Source organism: Curvibacter microcysteis (assembly GCF_028649455.1).
Taxonomy (GTDB): domain Bacteria; phylum Pseudomonadota; class Gammaproteobacteria; order Burkholderiales; family Burkholderiaceae_C; genus Curvibacter; species Curvibacter microcysteis.
The window spans coordinates 1-18,320 of record NZ_JAQSIO010000007.1 but is presented as its reverse complement, the minus strand read 5'-3'; the positions used below and the strand labels follow the sequence as shown (position 1 = coordinate 18,320).

At 63.4% G+C, this 18,320-nt stretch carries 16 protein-coding genes and 1 other annotated feature; of the genes, 5 read left to right on the top strand and 11 right to left on the bottom strand.

Features of this window, described 5'->3' with window-relative positions; all coding sequences use genetic code 11:
* Positions 1–8 precede the first annotated feature (8 nt).
* Positions 9–881: a DUF4394 domain-containing protein gene (locus PSQ39_RS16560; protein ID WP_273927951.1), complete on the bottom strand. Its 873-nt coding sequence runs from the start codon at positions 879–881 to the stop codon at positions 9–11.
* Between the two features lie 268 nt (positions 882–1,149).
* Positions 1,150–3,120 carry an acid phosphatase gene (locus PSQ39_RS16555; protein WP_273927950.1) on the bottom strand — a complete coding sequence of 657 codons (1,971 nt, stop codon included), beginning with the start codon at positions 3,118–3,120 and terminating at the stop codon, positions 1,150–1,152.
* Positions 3,121–3,511: 391 nt separating this feature from the next.
* On the opposite strand from PSQ39_RS16555, the gene PSQ39_RS16550 reads away from it, so the two are divergent.
* Positions 3,512–3,973 carry a DUF1569 domain-containing protein gene (locus tag PSQ39_RS16550; protein WP_273927949.1) on the top strand — a complete coding sequence of 154 codons (462 nt, stop codon included), beginning with the start codon at positions 3,512–3,514 and terminating at the stop codon, positions 3,971–3,973.
* A gap of 422 nt (positions 3,974–4,395) precedes the next feature.
* On the opposite strand, the gene PSQ39_RS16545 is transcribed toward PSQ39_RS16550, so the two are convergent.
* The gene (locus tag PSQ39_RS16545; RefSeq protein ID WP_273927948.1) at positions 4,396–5,163 is read right to left on the bottom strand and encodes a hypothetical protein; all 768 of its coding nucleotides are present in this window, start codon (positions 5,161–5,163) and stop codon (positions 4,396–4,398) included.
* An 83-nt stretch (positions 5,164–5,246) separates the two neighbouring features.
* Here PSQ39_RS16545 and PSQ39_RS16540 point away from each other — a divergent pair.
* Positions 5,247–6,478 (top strand): IS3 family transposase gene (locus PSQ39_RS16540; RefSeq protein ID WP_273927947.1). Its coding sequence is split into 2 segments (ribosomal slippage): positions 5,247–5,535 and positions 5,535–6,478, totalling 1,233 coding nucleotides; the frame shifts between segments, so codons are not numbered across the junction.
* Positions 5,525–5,641, top strand: a sequence feature (AL1L pseudoknot). Its footprint overlaps the gene before it by 117 nt.
* 36 nt (positions 6,479–6,514) lie before the next feature.
* On the opposite strand, the gene PSQ39_RS16535 is transcribed toward PSQ39_RS16540, so the two are convergent.
* Together PSQ39_RS16535 and PSQ39_RS16530 are read right to left on the bottom strand one after the other, a co-directional pair.
* Positions 6,515–6,889 carry a methyltransferase family protein gene (locus PSQ39_RS16535; RefSeq protein ID WP_273927946.1) on the bottom strand — a complete coding sequence of 125 codons (375 nt, stop codon included), beginning with the start codon at positions 6,887–6,889 and terminating at the stop codon, positions 6,515–6,517.
* A 148-nt stretch (positions 6,890–7,037) separates the two neighbouring features.
* Complete coding sequence (locus tag PSQ39_RS16530; RefSeq protein ID WP_273927945.1) at positions 7,038–7,931, bottom strand: NAD(P)/FAD-dependent oxidoreductase; 894 nt, start codon at positions 7,929–7,931, stop codon at positions 7,038–7,040.
* A gap of 158 nt (positions 7,932–8,089) precedes the next feature.
* Between PSQ39_RS16530 and PSQ39_RS16525 the strand changes: the two genes are divergently transcribed.
* Both PSQ39_RS16525 and PSQ39_RS16520 read left to right on the top strand, forming a co-directional pair.
* Positions 8,090–8,668, top strand: coding sequence for a TetR/AcrR family transcriptional regulator (locus PSQ39_RS16525; protein ID WP_273927944.1), 579 nt, complete (start codon positions 8,090–8,092; stop codon positions 8,666–8,668).
* Between the two features lie 463 nt (positions 8,669–9,131).
* The gene (locus tag PSQ39_RS16520) at positions 9,132–9,416 is read left to right on the top strand and encodes a DUF4148 domain-containing protein (RefSeq protein WP_273927943.1); all 285 of its coding nucleotides are present in this window, start codon (positions 9,132–9,134) and stop codon (positions 9,414–9,416) included.
* A gap of 75 nt (positions 9,417–9,491) precedes the next feature.
* On the opposite strand, the gene PSQ39_RS16515 is transcribed toward PSQ39_RS16520, so the two are convergent.
* The 6 genes from PSQ39_RS16515 to PSQ39_RS16490 form a co-directional block, all read right to left on the bottom strand.
* A complete protein-coding gene (locus PSQ39_RS16515; RefSeq protein WP_273927942.1) occupies positions 9,492–10,196 on the bottom strand; it encodes a Crp/Fnr family transcriptional regulator in 705 nt (234 codons plus the stop codon).
* Between the two features lie 96 nt (positions 10,197–10,292).
* Positions 10,293–10,841: a PaaI family thioesterase gene (locus PSQ39_RS16510; protein WP_273927941.1), complete on the bottom strand. Its 549-nt coding sequence runs from the start codon at positions 10,839–10,841 to the stop codon at positions 10,293–10,295.
* A gap of 96 nt (positions 10,842–10,937) precedes the next feature.
* Complete coding sequence (locus PSQ39_RS16505; RefSeq protein ID WP_273927940.1) at positions 10,938–11,744, bottom strand: oxidoreductase; 807 nt, start codon at positions 11,742–11,744, stop codon at positions 10,938–10,940.
* Between the two features lie 42 nt (positions 11,745–11,786).
* Complete coding sequence (locus tag PSQ39_RS16500) at positions 11,787–14,873, bottom strand: efflux RND transporter permease subunit (protein ID WP_273927939.1); 3,087 nt, start codon at positions 14,871–14,873, stop codon at positions 11,787–11,789.
* Entirely contained in the window at positions 14,870–15,988 is a 1,119-nt protein-coding gene (locus PSQ39_RS16495) for an efflux RND transporter periplasmic adaptor subunit (RefSeq protein ID WP_273927938.1), read from the bottom strand. The genes PSQ39_RS16500 and PSQ39_RS16495 overlap by 4 nt, the downstream gene beginning before the upstream one ends.
* 83 nt (positions 15,989–16,071) lie before the next feature.
* Positions 16,072–16,689, bottom strand: a complete 618-nt coding sequence (locus PSQ39_RS16490; RefSeq protein ID WP_273927937.1) for a TetR/AcrR family transcriptional regulator — start codon at positions 16,687–16,689, stop codon at positions 16,072–16,074.
* Positions 16,690–16,781: 92 nt separating this feature from the next.
* On the opposite strand from PSQ39_RS16490, the gene PSQ39_RS16485 reads away from it, so the two are divergent.
* Complete coding sequence (locus PSQ39_RS16485) at positions 16,782–18,281, top strand: efflux transporter outer membrane subunit (protein ID WP_273927936.1); 1,500 nt, start codon at positions 16,782–16,784, stop codon at positions 18,279–18,281.
* The last annotated feature ends 39 nt before the right edge of the window (positions 18,282–18,320 follow it).

Below are 18,320 nucleotides of genomic sequence, written 5' to 3'. Positions count from 1 at the left end.
ACCGTCCCTCAGGGTTCGACCGCCATGCCCACAATGGGGCCGCCCTGGGCCAGGGTGCCGATCAGGCGGGCCTGGCCGCTGGACAAGTCAATCTCATAAAGGCGCGTGCGTGCATCGGCCTGGGTGCTGAGGGCCGCAAACGCCGCCCCACTGACATCGGCAATGTCAAAAGCAGCGTCGCGCAGCGGACCGGTGCCCAAAGCCCCCACGGTTTGCAGCAGCCCCGTGTTGGGTGACACCACCGGCTGCACCCCCTCCACGGAGCCCTGGGACACCAGCGTGCCCTGGCGGCGGTCCAGGGCGTAGTTGGTGGTCAGGCGATCGTCTTTCTTGTTGTAGGTGTATGCCGCGCCCACCAACTCGGGGGCCTGGCCGGCTTGTGCGTCGCCCGGCGCAAAACGCAAGGCAGGGTCGACCACGCCCACAGCGCCCGTGTCGGGCAGCAAGCGCAGGTTCTGCCCGGTGTTGCTGACCACCCGCAAGCGGTCGGCCGTGGGGTTGAAGTCCACCCCAAAGGTGGTGCCCTCCAGCGCGGGGCTGATGGGGTTGGCCCCCACGGGCTTCAACTGGCCCGTGGCCACGTCCAGCGTGTACAAGCGCCCCGACCGCGACAGCGTGAACAGCACGCCGCGCGCAACCCGGTAATCCATGCCCACCAGGCTGTCGCCTGCGGGCAAGCCCTTCACGGCTTGGCGCGCCAACACCCGCCCCGGCTGCCCCGCGTTGACGGTCAGCAGTTGCAGGTCCTGGGTCAACACATGCAGGGTTTCAGCGCGCTTGGCGCCTTCGGGTTCGGCAAGGGGGCTGGCACAGGCGGCCAAGGTCAGGACAGCACACGCAAGAGCCCACGAGGGCAGCGTTCGGGCATCGAGATCGGGCATGGGGAAAGGCTCCGCAGGGTCAAAACACGGTCGATGGTGCCATGTTGAAAGCCCTGCCTGGGTCAATTTTCAATGCCCCTGATCCCCGAAGGGCTGCACTGACCAACCCTCGGAGGGTGGCCTGCATCGGCCTGAAAACACCCCCCGCCAAAGCCGAGTCCCCCCCAAGGCAGGGCTGGACCGGCGCATCGAGGGGGCCACGCAGCGCCGCAGAGGGTCCACAGCGGAGAGTCTTTCACGCAGGGGCCACCTCATGCGGCGCAAGGCCTCAGATGCTGTCGAGGCGGATCTTGACGGTGTTGCCCTGGTACAGCGGCGTGACCTGGCTGAAGCCAGCCACGTTCACGCTGTTGAACTGCCCGGAGCGGGCACCGGCCGTGAGCACGGTCAGCGTCGTGCCCACCGCCGGGGTGTAGCCCGAGAAGCTGATCTTCAGATCGCCGCCCTTGATCACCGCATTGCCCTGCACCGCCAGCACCCCTTGCGAGGCCGACTTCATCACCAGGCTCAGCGTGCCAGCGGACTGGCTGTAAGCCCCCCCGATGGCCAGCGCCCCAGCTGCCGTGCATTCCAAGGTGCCGCCCTTCACGAACACGTCGCCAGTGCCCAGCGCGGTGGTCGAAGCGGCCCCCAGGGTGCCCGCGCTCAACACCGTGCCACCGCTGTAGCTGTTGGCCCCCGTCAAGCGCAAATGGCCACTGCCGAGCTTGCTGAGCAGGCCCTTGCCCGCGATGTTGTTGCGCCAGCTGTCCAGGGCGTTGAAGCCGCCAAGGCTGGCATTCATGGTCACGGCCACGTCGCCATTGAAGTTGCCGTAACCATCGGCGGCAGCAAACAGATTCAGACGGCCCCAGCCTTCACCGTCATTGCCCAGGGGGTAGCCCGAGTCCATGGCCGTGCTTTTCAGCACCACGCGGCGCTGGTCAGCCGAGAGGTAAGGCAAGCGGGTCTCCAGCAACACTTCAGCGCCCTTGGGTACCGTGCTGGTCTGGCCGGCCGCATTGATCTGGCTGAAGCCGTAGGTCAGGCGCTGCAGATAGGTCGTGCGGTTGCTGCTGTCGCTGGCAAAGCGGTCGTAGTCCGGACTGCTGCTGTCACTGGTCTTGGCGGTGTGGGCGTAAGTGTTGAGCGCATTGAAGTCGGCGCTGCCCGTCTTGCTTTGCAGGTAGGCCTGGGCCTGGTTGTAGGCGGCGCTTTTCACGGCGTTGGTGTAGTAAGCCACGCTGGACAGGTTGTAGGCCACCACGGCAGTGGCATGGATCCGGCCCCCCATCACATCCAGCGGCGAATGCATGCCGGAGAGGATTCGGTTCTCGCCCATCTCCATGGCGCGGCTGACCAGCTCCTGGTAGCGCTGCGGCACCAGGTAGGCCATGGCCAGGGTGTTGCGCCAAGCTTCCGCGGTGTGGCCACTGGGAAAGCCCCCATCGGTGGCCGGGGTGCTGCTCTTGGCCGACTCCAGTGCCGGCACGACCTTCACATCAGGGCTCCAGCGCCAGGGGCGGGCGTATTTGTAAAAGCGCTTGGGGGGCTCCGTGGAGCCATCGGCCAGGCCGCCGATGAAGTCCACTGCCAGGCCCAGGTCGGCATTGGCGCTGGCACCGACACCTAGGTTGTTGCCGCCGTCGTTCACGGCCGGACTCACCGCCTTGGTCGGATCCACGCTGACGATGGTGGTGGTCTGCTGGGCGCCCTGACGCCACAGGCTGGTCAGCGGGCCCATGCCATCGCTCACGCTGTAGCCCTTGTTGCGGCGGTCGTCCAGGTAGGCGGCCAGGGCCTGCGCAGTGCTGCGGTTCTGGGTGACGGTTTTGACGTAGTTGATGTTGCCGGCATGCACCGCGCTGTTCTTGACCGTGCCGTCGCTGCTGTCGCCGGGGATGCCGGTCCAGCTTGAGGCCGTGACAGCAGGGCAGCCATTGGCTGCCGCCAGGCTCACGCCGGCGTCGACGAGCAAGGTGGTGGGCGTCCACAGGTCCAGAAAGCCTTGCAGCACCCGCGCGCCCGCATTGGTGGCCAGCGTCACGTTGCAGGGGTTGCTGCGGCTGTTGGTGACCCCCGTGTCGACAAAGGCCGTGGCGGCAGGCACCGGGGCCGTGTCTGCGGCGCCCACCCCAACCGGTTCGACCGGCAGGGGAAGGTTCAACTCGGAGTCACCTCCGCCGCAAGCCATCAGCAAGGTGGTCGTGGACAGGGCAAGGATCAGGGGGCGCAATGCCCAGGTCGGTTTCAGGCTCATGGGTCGCCAGCAGGCAGGGTGTTAAGACGCCCGAGATTCTTCAAAATTTGTATGACAACCTGAAGACTCTCTTGGCGGATCACCCCGCCAACCGGGACCTCATCTGGCCGCCCTGCGCCGCTCAGGTCGCATTCATTCGCAGCCAGGGGCTCCGGGGCGGCCACCATCGCGGTGCGCCAGACGTCGAACTGCGGGAGAGGTGAAGCAGGCACTGCGGGCCTGGGGGACCCCAAAACCATGACCGCTTTGTCACGAACTTGTCTATTGAGAGCGGCCCGGGGGGCTTGGTGACGCGCTGGACGCGTTCAAAGTGCGGTTGAACGCTACCATCTGCGCCATGCAACGCAGACACTTTTTGGCACTGCAAGTAGGCGCCTTATCAGGAATGGCCATGGCAAACAACTCCATCACCAAAGTTCAATCGCTCGACGACGCCCTGCGCTGGCTCGATCAGGTGGACCGGGCCGGCAGCGTGCGCAGCGGCACCGACTGGAAGATGCTGGCGGTGTTTGAGCACCTGGCTCAAAGCATCGAAATGAGCCTGGATGGCTTCCCACAGCCCAAGAGTGCGGTGTTTCAACAGACGGCCGGCGCGCTGGCCTTTTCCTTTTTCAAGTGGCGGGGCCAGATGAGTCACGGCCTCACCGAACCCATCCCCGGCGCACCCGCGCTCAACCAGCAAGAGGCCTGGCAACCCGGCGCCCTGCGCCTGCGTGCGGCCATCGCCCGCTTTCAGGCCCACACCGGCCCGCTGCAACCCCACTTTGCCTACGGCGCCCTGAGCCGGGCCGACTATGGCCTGGCCCACACCTTCCACATTGCCAACCACCAGGACGCGATCGTGGTGGCGTGAGGGGAGTCCAGGGGCCGTGGAGGCCAGCCCGACGTTGATTCAGGCCCCTGACTCCGATAAATAAAGTGCGTCGAGATCATCGCTCATAAGCTATTGATTTTTCGACACTTGCGCATTGCGCGAAAGTTCGTCGGAGATTCCCAAACAGCAGGGAGACCTCGTGCCGTCCCAAATATAGTCCGTCGGAAGTTCAAGTCAGATCCGAGACGCCGTGCATGCGAAGCGGCTCAGTACAAATTCACGACTGACCGCCGCGCCGAATTTTTCCCGAGCTGAAGAACGCTAGCGGCTCCGAAACCGACCCTACACAGAACTGCGCGATGCCAGTTTCCGCCTATCGACGATAGCCAAACGAAGCGACTGAGCAGGCCTTCCGAGAAGGGCTCCTAGGCTGCCCAGCAAAGTGCTCAGGAAATGCGAGGCTAGGTCTTTGCAGACGGATCTTTTGCCAGCGATGCCAAGAAATCTTGAGCCGCCTCCTGCATGCCCTCGAGCGTACGAGGTTTACGCCTCTTTGGCATCTTGATGATTTGCGCTGGCGATGCTCGCGAGGGCTCGGCGGCTTTCTCAATGTTCTCGATAGCCTCTCGCTCTTGTCGGTTCATAGACGCTTTCACAGTGGCGATTGCCACCTTTTCAGCACGTGCCTCGCGGAGCTTTTCTGAATACGTGCAGATGGCGGCCTGGATCTCGGGACCATTGAATGGGCACCGTAAACCCTTCTTGAGTTTGCCTCCCTGCCCAGCATGTGAGATCAAGGCGTTTATGTCGGCACGCGCAACACTAAAAGAGGCAGAGGCGAAAGCTAGGCGTACGTGTGACCAGGAAATCTGTGAGTCCCCCCCATGCCGAGATATGCGGTAACTGATCACGAGAAGGCTGACGAGCTCGCGCTTTAGGCCTGCGCTGAGATTCCAGAGTTCAACTTGATAGGTCAACAACTCAAAGTCCAGCACCTCCGCTAACACGACCTGGTACTCCGCCAAAAGACTTACCCAATCTACGGAATCGGGCGGATCGGGCATCATGATCACAGGGTCATGGACAAGACGCTGCGTCGCCTCGGGATCGCGTTCACATAGCTTCCATCCCAAAGAGTAATTTCCGATCACGAACCAGGGAACCTGGAGGTCCGCGAGACTCAGCAAGGTGCGAGTTATCAGTGTTGCCGCAGAGGCTGACTGCGCCATGAACTGCGTTTCATCCGCACCGAGGAGGCACGCTGAATCGCCCCGGGTTTCGCGGAGGCTCAACACTCTGAGAGGATTGAGCTATGAAGAAGATGAACAAGTTCTCGCCCGCGGTGCGTGAGCGCGCAGTGAGAATGGTGCAGGAGCAGCGCGGGCAGTACCCATCCCTGTGGGCTGCCATCGAATCCATTGCCCCCAAGATTGGCTGCGTGCCGCAGACCCTGAACGAGTGGGTCAAGCGTGCCGAAGTTGATGCAGGCACGCGAGAAGGCGTCACCACAGCCGAAGCCCAGCGGGTCAAGGAGCTGGAGCGCGAGGTCAAAGAATTGCGCCGAGCCAACGAGATTTTGAAGCTGGCCAGCGCGTTTTTCGCCCAGGCGGAGCTCGACCGCCGGCTCAAGTCTTGAGGGCCTTTATCGACCAGCAGCGCAATGCTTTCGGGGTCGAGCCGCTCTGCAAGGTCTTGCAGGTTGCCCCGTCAGCGTATTGGCGCCACGCCGCGCTGGTGCGCGAGCCTCACAAACGCTGCGCCAGAGCGAAACGCGACGAATTGCTGATGCCGCAGATTCAACGAGTCTGGCAGGCCAACATGCAGGTTTATGGCGCCGACAAGGTATGGCGACAACTAGCGCGCGAAGGCGTGACCGTGGCCCGCTGCACGGTAGAGCGTCTGATGCGCAGCATGGGCCTGCGCGGTGTGATGCGTGGAAGGGTGGTGCGCACTACGGTCGGCGATGCAAAAGCGCTATGCCCCCTGGACCGGGTCAACCGGCAGTTCCGGGCCGAGAGGCCGAACCAGTTGTGGGTGAGCGACTTCACTTACGTTTCGACTTGGCAAGGCTGGCTGTACGTAGCCTTCGTCATCGACGTGTTTGCCAGGCGCATCGTTGGGTGGCGGGTGAGCAGTTCAATGCGCACGGACTTTGTTCTCGACGCCCTGGAGCAAGCCCTGTATGACCGCCAACCCGAACGCGACGGCAGTCTGGTCTGTCACTCCGATAGAGGCTCGCAGTACGTCAGTATCCGGTACACCGAGCGACTGGCGGAAGCTGGCATCGAGCCTTCGGTAGGCAGCAAGGGCGACAGCTACGACAACGCCCTGGCCGAGACCATCAACGGCCTGTACAAGGCCGAACTGATTCACCGCAGGGCTCCATGGAAAACCAAGGAAGCAGTCGAGTTCGCCACGCTCGAATGGGTATCGTGGTTCAACCACCATCGCCTGCTCGAACCCATCGGGTACATCCCGCCTGCTGAGGCTGAGGCAAACTACTATCGGCAACTCGCCAGTCAGGGCGCCGACGTGGTGGTCTGACTTAAACCAAACAGCCTCCGCAGAAACCGGGGCGATTCAGGTGATGTAAAGCACAAACACCAGAGCCCATAGGGTAGCGAGCGGATTTTCCAGAAACACTGCCCAGGCCAACAGGGTTAGCAAGAAACCGACGTACATGGGATTGCGCGTGTATCTGTAGACGCCTTGGACAACCAAAGAAGACGCCGAGCTTGCCCTCGTCGGACTCACTGTGGTCTTGGCGCGCCGAAACGCAACGACTCCGGCAAAGCTGATGCCCAGGCCAACGCACACCAAGACAACAGCAAAGAGCACGCTGACCGGATGGGGCAACTGCAAGAGGCCTCCGGCGGACGGCGTCGTCATCCACATGAGAAGCGCTAGGACAAGCGCAACGATGGGAGGCGGAACCTTCAGTTCAAGCAAGCTCATATCTCCGTATCACTCCATGACGAGGTCGTGCCCGGCATGCACAGCCACACACTCACCGGATCGACGGCAAGTGTTGCGGCTCGCTTCGTCGCCACGACCGTGTTTCTCGCAATAGCCCACAGCAACCCCAAAAGAGTACTCGGCGTCCTCAAACCACCATTGACTGCTGGGCAAAGATGCCCGCCATCGCACCCTGCCATGTTGACTGGGTGACCGAGGGCAAGAAGGGCGTCGCGAGGTCGCCAGCTGCGTAGATGCCGGGCACACTGGTTTGACGGCGCTCATCAACCTTGAGGACGATGCCGTTGGGCGTATCGACCGTGGCGAGGCCCAGTGATGCATGCAGGCTTGCGGACGGCTTGTTGCGCGGCTGGGCGAACAGGATATCGACCGCAACGTTGCGACCGGTATCGAGATTGACGGTGGCGATGTGGCCCTGCTGGTGGGCGATCTCGACGATCCGGCCATCGGCAACTGGGATGTTGCGGCGCGCCAGATCGGCCAGGACATCTGGCGCAATGTCATGGCCATCGGCAAAGACCGTCAGCTTGTCAGTCCAATCGCGGAACAGCCTGACAGACTGGAACGACTGCGGGCCCGACCAGACGACGCCCCAATGCTGGTCGGCGACTTCAAAGCCGTCGCAATAGGGGCAAGGCACGATGGACCTGCCCCAGCTTTCGGCGAAGCCTGGAACATTGGGCATCTGGTCGGCGACGCCATAGCTCAGGATCAGGCGACGCGCCCTGAGGCTTTCGTTATCGTCAGTGACGACGCAGAAATCGTCGATGGCGCCAGACACGCTCTCGGCCCGGGCACTGACCAGCCTGATCGCGGGATAACGCGCCAGCTGCTGCCGCGCCTCGGCCAGGATATCCAGCGGTGGCTTGTGATCGTGGCCGAGCAGGCCATGCGAGTGATGACCGAAGCGGTTGCGCGGCCGACCCGTATCGAGAACAGTGACTTTGCGGCGGGCACGGCCGAGTTGCAGGGCGGCGGCGAGGCCAGCAAAGCTGCCGCCGATGATGATGACGTCATCCATGGTGATGGGCTCCATGTAGATTGATTGATTATTGGACTTTCAAGTACAGCAATGTAAGATTTATATAATGGACCGTCAAGTCCACTATATAAACCATGTCAACCTCCCTATCGCCCTCGCCCAAGTCCCAACGCGGCCGACCACGCGATCCTGAGCGTGTGCGGCGCATCCTGGAGGCGGCACAAAAACACTTCAATGAGCATGGCCTGGAGCGTGCCAGCGTGGATGCCATCGCAGCGGATGCTGGTGTGTCCAAGATGACCGTTTACAACAACTTCGGGTCCAAGGAGGGACTTTTCCACGCGGTCGTGCGCGACAGGACAGCGGTGGTGGTAGCGGACGTCCCGGGCGCCGAGGCGCTGGACCCGACCGAGCCGGAGAAGGCGCTGCTGGTGATCGGCACCCGGTTCCTTGCATTGACACGTGGGGACGACGCGCTTGGCGCGTTGCGCTCCGTCTACGGAGTCGCGGGGGCGCAACCGGAAGTCTGCCGCGAGTTTTACAAGGTAGGCCCGGAGCGTGCAACCAGCGAACTGGCGGCGTACCTGCGGCGCGCCCACTTGGCGGGCACGCTGAAGGTGCGGAACCCGCTTCAGGCTGCGGACCTTTTCCTGTCCATGTTTCTGGGTTCCGGACACTTCCGCGGGTTGTTGATGCTCGAGCGGCCAGATCCCCGGGAAAACAACGCCCTGCTGCGCGAGGCCGTACGGGTCTTCATGGCGGCGTACAGATCGTAGTCAGTCGCCCCTAGGGGCGAGCAAAACAACAAGCTCTAAGTTCTCTAAGCTGCACGCGCAGCGGATGCACGTCGGGTATTGGCAAACAATCGATTGATCTGTCTCTGCTGCCAGGTGCCAACCTGAGACAGCTGGCCATCTGTATGAAATTCCCAATAGCGGATGCTGATCGTGCGACTTCATTGACCCGAAAAAATGCAATTGCTCATTGGGAGCGCTATCCCGAGTGATACCTGCTGAGTGTCCTAGGCGATCGAAAATGATCGGGTGAGCGCTAGTCATGGCCCCATGCGATATCGAGATCTACGTGAGAAAACACACAGACTGCATCAGATCAAAGATCGAGAATTTTCTCAGCGCCAGGAGGTAGACAACGCCCCAAGACAGGCCATGCGCATGACGCGATGGACTTGCTTGTGGGTAGCGGGATGCTTTCGAAGCGCACATTCAATGAGGAACCATCATGAACACGACTTTTCGCATTCTTTCTATCTCTGCCATGGCGGTATTTGCGTCCTTCGGTGCGCAGGCTGACGAAGCAGACGCTTCCCAGTACGCACTGAAATTCGAGACCCAACGCACACGCGCCGAAGTGGCTGCTGAAGCCGCTACTGCGGTCAAGACGCGCAGCGTGCATCCTGCGGGCTCGCAGGCTCTGGCATATCAATCAAAGGCTGATCGCACGGCAGTCAGCGCCGCCGCCGCCGAGGCTCTGCGCAAGGGCCAGATTTCGTCCGGCGAACTTTGACGGGCCACGAGAGGCGGGCTTCGGACCGCCTCTCAAAGTGGTCATTCAGGTGAGCCTGTACACCATCAGCTCCATTCAAAGGTTCTGAAGTCGCAGCTCCAGTGCCGCTACATCGTTCAGCACGATTCTTTGGCGTGTGGAAGTGATGAGCCCCAGCTTGCGCAGCCGTGCCAGTTCCCGACTGACTTCTTCGCGTGAGGCCGCAATCCGTGTCGCCAACTCGGCACGAAGTGGCGCTGGCGTGATGACGGCACGGTTGTCCACAACGCCGGCTTGTCGGGCCATCTCCAGCAAGCAACTGTAGAGTCGTCCCGCAATGTTTAGAACGCCCAGCTCGACCAGGCGGCTCATCAATTGTTCTGCCGCGATCTGGAGCGATTCGCGCACCAGTCCAGCCAGAGGGACATTCTCGTGAACCAGCCGCATGAAATCTGCACGTTGCAGGCAGGCCAGTAACGACGGTTCCAGCGCATGCGCCTGCAAGGACGCGGCACTCGCCCCCAGCACGCCGATGACCCCAAAATGCCCGCCTTGTTCAAAGTCCGCAATGAGTAGCTCGCGCCCATTCGGAGACAAGGCCGACACGCGCATCTTGCCTTGGCAGACGATAAAGAAGGTGTCTTGGGATCTGCCTGTCGCAATGTGCCCTGTGTGTAGTTGTTGCCAACTGCACTGGCGAGCTACCTCGGAGAGCTTCGATTCATCCATTCCGGCGAAGAGGCGGCACACCTTGAGCCTGCGTACCGCCACCTCCGACGGACTGTCCTTCACGAATAGCATGGCGGTCTCTTGCCTGCCGCATGAAATCTGGCTTGGCGCATGGGGCTATTCGGGCACGAACGTGACGGCGGCTGAATCAACCGAGTGCAAACTGCGCTACGCATCGCGTCTCGACAAGTCAAAGACCAGGCATGTCGTGGTGGCGTGGGCATACAGCTTGCCGTGCTCATCCTCAACGCGGGCCTCGGCGGTTGCGAGCCGATCACCGCCATGAATCAGTCTGCCCGTGGCCCGCAGCGGGCCGGTTTTGTGGGACGCAGACCGCACGATCTTGATGCTGAGTTCGGCTGTGGTGTAGGACCGCCCCGCAGGCAGCGCGGACTGAATTGCGCAACCCAGTGCAGAGTCCAGGAGCGACGCAAACCAGCCCCCATGCACGCTGCCCAGCGGGTTGTAGTGCGCTAGCAGCGGGATGCCCTGGAACACGGCGCGGCCATCGCCCACCTCCAGCAACGCGAGGTTCATGGTGTCGTTCATCGGCGGGTAGGGCAGCTCGCCAGACACCATGGCTTCGAGGATCTGGCGGCCGCTCTTTCCTGCGATCTGCTCTGCGCGGGCTAAGCCCGGCAGGCCACCGCCTTCGCGCATGCGGTGTACAGCGTCAGTCTGCTGCGCAGCCCAGTCCGTGGGTTTGTTTTCTTTCATCACGATGCTCTCCAGTGGAGTCACAAGGCAGTGCACTTGCCACAGGCCACGGTGGGCTTGCCGCCAGCGGCTGCGCGGGGGATCGTTGCCAGCGCGTTACGCCAGTCCGAACGATTTGCGCAGGCCCTTGCCCACCGGGCCTGCAGGCATGAAACGGCGCAGCTTGGCCAGCAGCGATGCCTCTCCCTTGGGCGTGTGGCGCATCTTCCAGGCCCCGAGTGCGGCACGGACGATGGTGTCGGCCACGCCCTGGGGCGGGGGGGCCTTCTGCACGTTGCCCTGGATCGCTTTCGACACGATCTCCAGCTCCTGGCTGTAGTCAGCGATCTGGGCCACCGTTTGGGGCGCATTCAAATCCAGGTTGGTCTTGGTGAAGGAGGGCTCGACCAGTGAGACGCGAATGCCGAACTGGCGCACCTCGTGGTCCAGCGTCTCGGCCAGCCCTTCAACCGCATGCTTGGACGCCGAATAGAGCGCCATGTAGGGCGCAGGCAGAAAGCCGAGCACCGAGCTCACATTGACGATGCGGCCGGAGCGCTGCGCGCGCATGTGGGGCAGTACCGCCTTGGTCACGCGCAAGACGCCGAAGAGGTTGGTGTCAAACAGCGTCTGTGCCTCCTCCACAGAGGTTTCTTCGGCCGCACCCAGCAAGGTCACGCCCGCGCTGTTGACCAGTACGTCGATGCGCTGGGCCTGCCCGATGATGGTCTGGATGCCACGCTCCACCGACACCTCGTCGCGGATGTCCATCTCAATGAGCGTCACGTTGGGAATGGCGTGCGCTTTGGCGGTGTTGCGCACGGTGCCGAAGACCCGGCAGCCCTGCTGGGCAAACTGTATGGCCGCAGCACGGCCGATGCCCGAGGACACGCCGGTGACAACGACAACTTTGGATTTCGACATGGCAGTTCCTTTTTTTGGTAGGAGGGATGTGCAGTGGGGGAGTCAGACAGACGCTGGGGATGCGGCGGAAGAACGAGCGGGCCGAATACCGAACCAGATCGAATACATCGCAGGCAGGAACACGAGCGTGAGCACCGTGCCAGCCAGCGTGCCGCCGATCAAGGTGTAGGCCAGCGTTCCCCAGAACACGGAGTGCGTGAGCGGGATGAACGCCAGGATGGCAGCCAGGGCGGTGAGGATCACCGGGCGGGCACGTTGCACAGTGGCCTCGACCACGGCGCGGAAGGGGTCCAGACCGGCATCTTCGTTCTCGCGGATCTGCCCGATCAGGATCAGCGTGTTGCGCATCAAGATGCCCGACAGCGCAATCAAACCCACCAGCGCATTGATGCCGAAAGGCTGCTGGAACAGGAGCAGCGTGGGCACAACACCGATCAGGCCCAACGGGCTGGTCAGGAAGACCATCACCATGCCCGAAATGGAGCGGACCTGCAGGATGATGATGAGCAGGGTGGCCGCCAGCATGATGGGGAAGATCGGCAGCATGGCGACAGTGGCCTTGCCCGCCTCTTCGATGGAGCCTGCCTCGACGATGCGGTAGCCGCCCGGCAACTTGTCCATGATGGGCTGGAGCTGCTGGGTGATGGCGGTGGACACATCCGGCGGCTGCAGGCCTTCGGCAATGTCGCCACGCACCGTGATGGTCGGCGTGCGGTCGCGTCGGCGCAGGATGGGGTCTTCCATGCGCACATCGACCTTGCCCACCTGCGACAGCGGGATGCGCTGCCCGCCCGATCCCACCAGCGACAGGCCAGAAATCTTCGCAGGGTCCAGGCGGACATCGCCAGCGGCCCGGCCCATGACCTGCACCGAGCGGATGTCCTCGCGCACCTCCGTGAGCGGCGCGCCGCTCAGCAAGAACTGCAGCTGCTGGGCCACCGCGCTGGAGCTGAGGCCCACGGCCGTCAGGCGGTCCTGTTCGAGTGTGAAGTGCAGGGTCGGGACGCGCGGGCCCCAGTCTGTGTTGACGGTGCGCATCATCGGGCTGGCCTGCAGCACGGCCTCGACCTCGGCGGCGATTGCGCGCAGCTTGTTGGTGTCGGGGCCCATGACACGGTAAGCCACCGGGAAGGGCGAGGGTGGGCCGAACACGATTTGCGTGACCCGCACCTGCGCTTCTGGCGCCAGGCCATCGGCCACGGCATGGCGCAGCCTGAACTTGAGGGCCTCCCGCTCCTTGTCGTTGCCCGTGAGCACCACGACCTTGGCGAACGATGGGTCCGGCAGCTCGGGCGACATGGCCAGGAAGAAGCGCGGTGCGCCCTGGCCGATGTAGGCGGTCACCACCTTGGCCTCGTCCTGCTTCGCCAGCCAGGCTTCGACCTTGGCCGTGGCGGCGCTGGTTTGTTCGATGGACGTGCCATAGGGCATCTGCACCTCGACCAGCACTTCCGGCCGGTCAGACGTGGGGAAGAACTGCTTCTTGACCACGGCCATGCCCAGCAACGACACCACAAAGAGCGTGACGACGGAGGCCGCCACGATCCACTTGCGCGCAATGACGCGGCCGAGCAACTGGCGAAACCGGTTGTAGCGCGGCGTGTCGTAGATGGCGCCGTGCCCGCCCTCGACCTTTTTGAGGTCGGGCAACAGCTTGACGCCCAGGTACGGCGTGAACACCACGGCCACCACCCACGACGCAATCAATGCAATGCCGACGATCCAGAACATGTTGCTGGTGTATTCACCTGCTGTGGAGCGTGCAAAGCCATTGGGCATGAAGCCAATGGCTGTGACCAGCGTGCCCGAAAGCATGGGCGCCGCCGTGTGGCTCCAGGCGTAGGCAGAGGCGGCCACACGGTCGTAACCCTCTTCCATCTTCACCACCATCATTTCGATGGCGATGATGGCGTCGTCCACCAGCAAGCCCAGCGCCAGGATGAGTGAGCCCAGCGTGATGCGGTCAAAGTTCTTGCCCGAGGCGGCCATGACCACAAACACCGCCGCCAGCGTCAGCGGCACAGCGGCTGCCACCACGATGCCCACACGCCAGCCCATGCTGACAAAACACACCACCATCACCACCAGCAGGGCGACGAAAAACTTGACCATGAACTCGTCCACCGCCGAGGCGATGTTGACAGCCTGGTCGGTCACCTTGGTCAGCGTCATGCCCATGGGGAGTTGGGAGTTGATTTGGGTGACCTCGGCCTCCAGCGCCTTGCCCAGATCGAGCCCGTTCCAGTCGTCGCGCATCACCACGCCCAGCAGCAGCGCTGGCTCGCCACCGTTGCGCACGAGGAACGTGGCAGGGTCTTCGTAGCCGCGTTCGACGGTCGCCACGTCCGACAGCTTGAGCGTCCGCCCCTGCGCGACGATGGGGGTCTGCCGGATCTTCTCCAGCGTGTTGAGCGCGCCGTCCACACGCAGGAAGACCTGCGGCCCCTGGGTTTCGATGGAGCCTGCAGGGGTCAGCACGTTCTGGCTGTTGAGGGCGACAAAAATGTCCTGGGGTGAAACGCCCAGCGTGGCCAGCCGGTCGTGAGAGAAGGAGACAAAGATCCGATCGGACTGCTCCCCGATGATGTTGACCTTCTTGACACCCGCCACGTGCAGCAGTTGCTGGCGCAGCACCTCGGCATCGCGCACCAGTTGCCTTTGGGGCTCGCCCTTGGCCTTGAGGGCGAACAGCGCAAAGGTCACATCGGCATATTCGTCATTGACCATGGGACCGATGACGCCTGCAGGCAGCCTTCGGGCCTCATCGCTGATCTTCTTGCGGGCCTGGTAGAACTCTTCCTGCACCTGCGACGGCGGTGCGCTGTCGAGCAGCGACACCATGGTGAACGCCAAGCCAGGGCGGGTGAAGGTTTCAGAGCGGTCGTACCAGCGCAACTCCTGCATGCGCTTTTCCAGGGGCTCTGCGACTTGGTCCTGCATCTCCTGCGCGGTGGCGCCGGGCCAGGCCGTGACGATCGTCATCTGCTTGATCGTGAAAGGCGGGTCTTCCGCGCGCCCGAGCTTGGCGAACGCCAGAATGCCTGCCGCAGAGATCAGGAAAATCAGGAACAGGGTGATGGCGCGCTCGCGCACTGCCAGCGCCGACAGGTTGAAACGGCCTTGGCTCACGGACGTGCTCCTTCGGTCACGGCGGCGGAAGCCGCCATATCGGCCAGCCGGACCGCATCGCCTTCACGCAGCAAGTGCGCACCCAGCGCAACAACCCGCTCCCCAGGCTTGATTTGGCCCGTCACATAGGCCCCCGAATCGTCCAGGCGCTGGACGGCCACCGGCTGCCAGGCCACCTGGGCCGGTTCACCGCGAATCACCCACACGCCGGGGCCCTTGCCCGCGTCGAACAAGGCGCCGATGGGCACTTGCAGGCCCGCCGCCACAGAGGTTTTGTCGTCTGCGATGCGCACCACCACCGTGGTGCCCAGGGGCGCGTTGGCCAAGTCGCCTTCCAGCACATAACGGGCCTCGAAGGTGCGCGTCACCCGGTCTGCCGCGCTGGACAGCTGCCGCAGCTTGGCCGGGACGGCGAGGCCCTCTTTGCCGAACAAGGTGGCTTGCGCCTGCGACCCGATGGCGGGGCGCAGAGTCTCAGGCAACTGGATGAGCGCCTCGCGGCGGCCTGCGTGGGCCAGGCGGACCACAGGTTGACCGGCACTCACCACTTGGCCGGGCTCAGCCAGTGTTTCCACCACAACGCCGTCGCCATCGGCCACCAGCTCAGCGTAGCGGCTGGCATTGCGGGAGACATCGGCCTGGGCTTCAGCAGCGCTGAGCTGCGCCTGGGCGGCGTCTGCCGCTGCCTTCGCCTGGTCGTAGGCAGTGGCAGAAATGGCACCTGTGCCGCGCAGGTCGCGGTAGCGCGCTTCATCGTCTGCCGCCTGGCGTGCACGGGCACGTGCAGCGGCCACAGCCTCTTGCTGCGCATGGGCGGCCAGCTTCAAGTCCACCGCATCGATGCGCATGAGCGGCTGGCCGCGTTGGACGGTCTGCCCCGCATCCACCAGCCGCTCCAGCACCTTGCCCGGGACACGAAAGCCCAGGTCGCTCTGCACCCGCGCCGCTACGGTGCCGGTGAACGCCCGGGTCGAAGCCGAGGCCTCCTGGACAACGGCGGCGCGCACCAGCGGCGCCTGGGTGCGGGGGTCGGAAGAAGCCTTTTCGCCGCAAGCGACCAGCGCCAACGGCAAGGCAGAAACGAGAAACAGGGTGGCAAGGCGAGGCCGGAGCATGAAAGTCCCTTGTGCGAATGGATCGGGACTTTCATTGTGATTCTTGTGACCAAATTAGTCAATGGTCACAAATCTTTTTTGGATCAAGGAGACAGGCTGCGCAGAACCAGGCTGGACAGCTGGGCGGGCGCCTCATTGGCGTAGTCCAGGCTGTGCTGGAGGATCAGGGGGTTGAGGTAGGGGCGCATCACCAGATGGATAGCGGCGGTGGTTTCATCCAGCGGCGTCTTGCGCTCGAAGTCACCGGTTTGCCGGCCTTCCTGCAACACATCCCGCAGCAGCGCCTGCAGGCGCTCTTCATAAACAATGGTGGACTGCCAGCGCTCAGTCGCCGCCGAGGTGGCAATCTCGTAGAGCTTTCTGTCCTGAAAAAAGAGCCGCAGGCTCGACTCCACAATGGCTTTGAACATGCGCCGCAGCTTCTCGGGCGGCCGATCGGCCTGGGCCACGGCGGCACGGACCTCGCTCTCGATATCGCTCAGGCAGTTGGTGCAAATCATCTCGCCAATGGCCTGCTTGGACTCGAAGAACTTGTAGATATAGGCCTTGGAAAAACCGATTTCCTTGGCCAGGTCGGACACAGTGGTTTTTTCGTAGCCGTAACGGCTGAAGTGCTCGGTGGCGGCGGTCACGATCTGGTTTCGCACCTCGTGGTCCGCAGGGCCCCGGCCTGCGGCGGTGGGATGGCTGGTTTTGGTCATGGGTGCAGCTTACGACAGTCTCGCACACTAGACAACCAGTGACCATTTGGTATTATGGTCACAACCCAATGCCCTGACGATCGGAAAACACCATGCTGCCCAAACACACCCTCGCCGCCCTTCTTGTGGCCAGCCTGTCCGCTGGCTGTGCCGTGGGGCCGGACTATGTTCGCCCCCCTGTCGCCCTGCCTGAACAGTTCCAGGAGCGGACCCTGAGAGAGCAACCGCTGGAGAAGGTGCCCCCAAATCTGGCCCACTGGTGGTCCAGCTTTGGCGACCCACAGTTGACGCAGTTCGTGTCGCTGGCGCTGCAGCAGAACCTGGACCTGGCGCAAGCCGCTGCCCGTGTGGCCCAGGCGCGTGCGGGGCTGGGCGCTGCCGACGCCGCACTGCTGCCGTCTGCCGCCGTGTCAGGCCAGGCAGCACGGGCCTACCAGTCCACGCAAACGCCTTTGGGGCAGGTTCTGAGTTCGACGCCCGGCTTTGACCGGTATGGCAGCGCTTACGAGGCCAACCTGGGCGCCAGTTGGGAGCTGGATGTGTTTGGCGGCCTGCGCCGGGGGCGGGAGGCGGACACGGCCGAATATCAGTCCTCGGAAGCAGGCGCGGTGGCCACCCGGCTGGCCGTGGCGGCGCAGACGGCAGACATCTACATCACCGTGCGTGGCCTGCAGGCCCGCCGGGACGTGGCCCGCCAGCAGGTACAGACCCAGCAGGATTTACTTTCCAAAATCCGGCTGCTGCACGGCAAAGGCCTCGCGGCAGAACTCCAGGTGCGGCAGGCAGAAGGCGCGCTGTCGCAGGCGCAAGCGGTCATCCCCATGCTGGATGCGTCCCTGGACACGGCGATGAACGCGATGGATGTGATCCTGGGAACCCTCCCAGGCACCCACCGCGCAGAACTCATTGCACCGGGCCACATCCCCAGCACGCCCCAGGGCATCGCGACGGGCTCGCCCAGCGACCTGCTCAGGCGCAGGCCAGACCTCATCGTTGCCGAGCGCCGCCTGGCCGCATCGAATGCGCGCATTGGCGCTGCCATCTCGGAGTACTACCCCAAGCTCTCCCTCAGCGGTTTGGTGGGGAGCGCGACCTCTGTCTCCAGCGGCAACCTGTTCTCAGGCGGCGCCAGCCAGGCCGCGGGCGTGCTCGGGCTGCGCTGGCGCCTTTTCGACTTTGCACGCATCAATGCGCAGATTGAACAAGCCAAGGGCCAAGAGGCAGAGATGCTGGCCGCCTACCGGCTGGCAGCCTTCAAGGCCACGGAGGATGTGGAAAACGCGCTCTCGGCCCTCGACCGCCGACAGGAGGAGGTGGCGGTGTTGACGGGCGGCGTTGACTCGCTGGGCCGCGCGCGCGCCGCATCGTTCTCTGCCTACCAAAAGGGTGTTGTCAGCTTGATCGAAGTACTGCACGCTGACGAGGCGCTGCTCCGGGCGACCGAGGCGCGTGTACAAGCGCAGACGGAGTCGGCCCGCTCGGCCGTAGCCATCTTCAAGGCGTTGGGCGGCGGGTGGGAGGCAAATCTGCACACAACAACGCATCCCACGGACGAGGCGCCCAACTATTCGAGCGTCAAAATCCGCTCGTGAGCAGGCGTTCGTAGTCCGTCTTGCGAACGGCGGCAATCA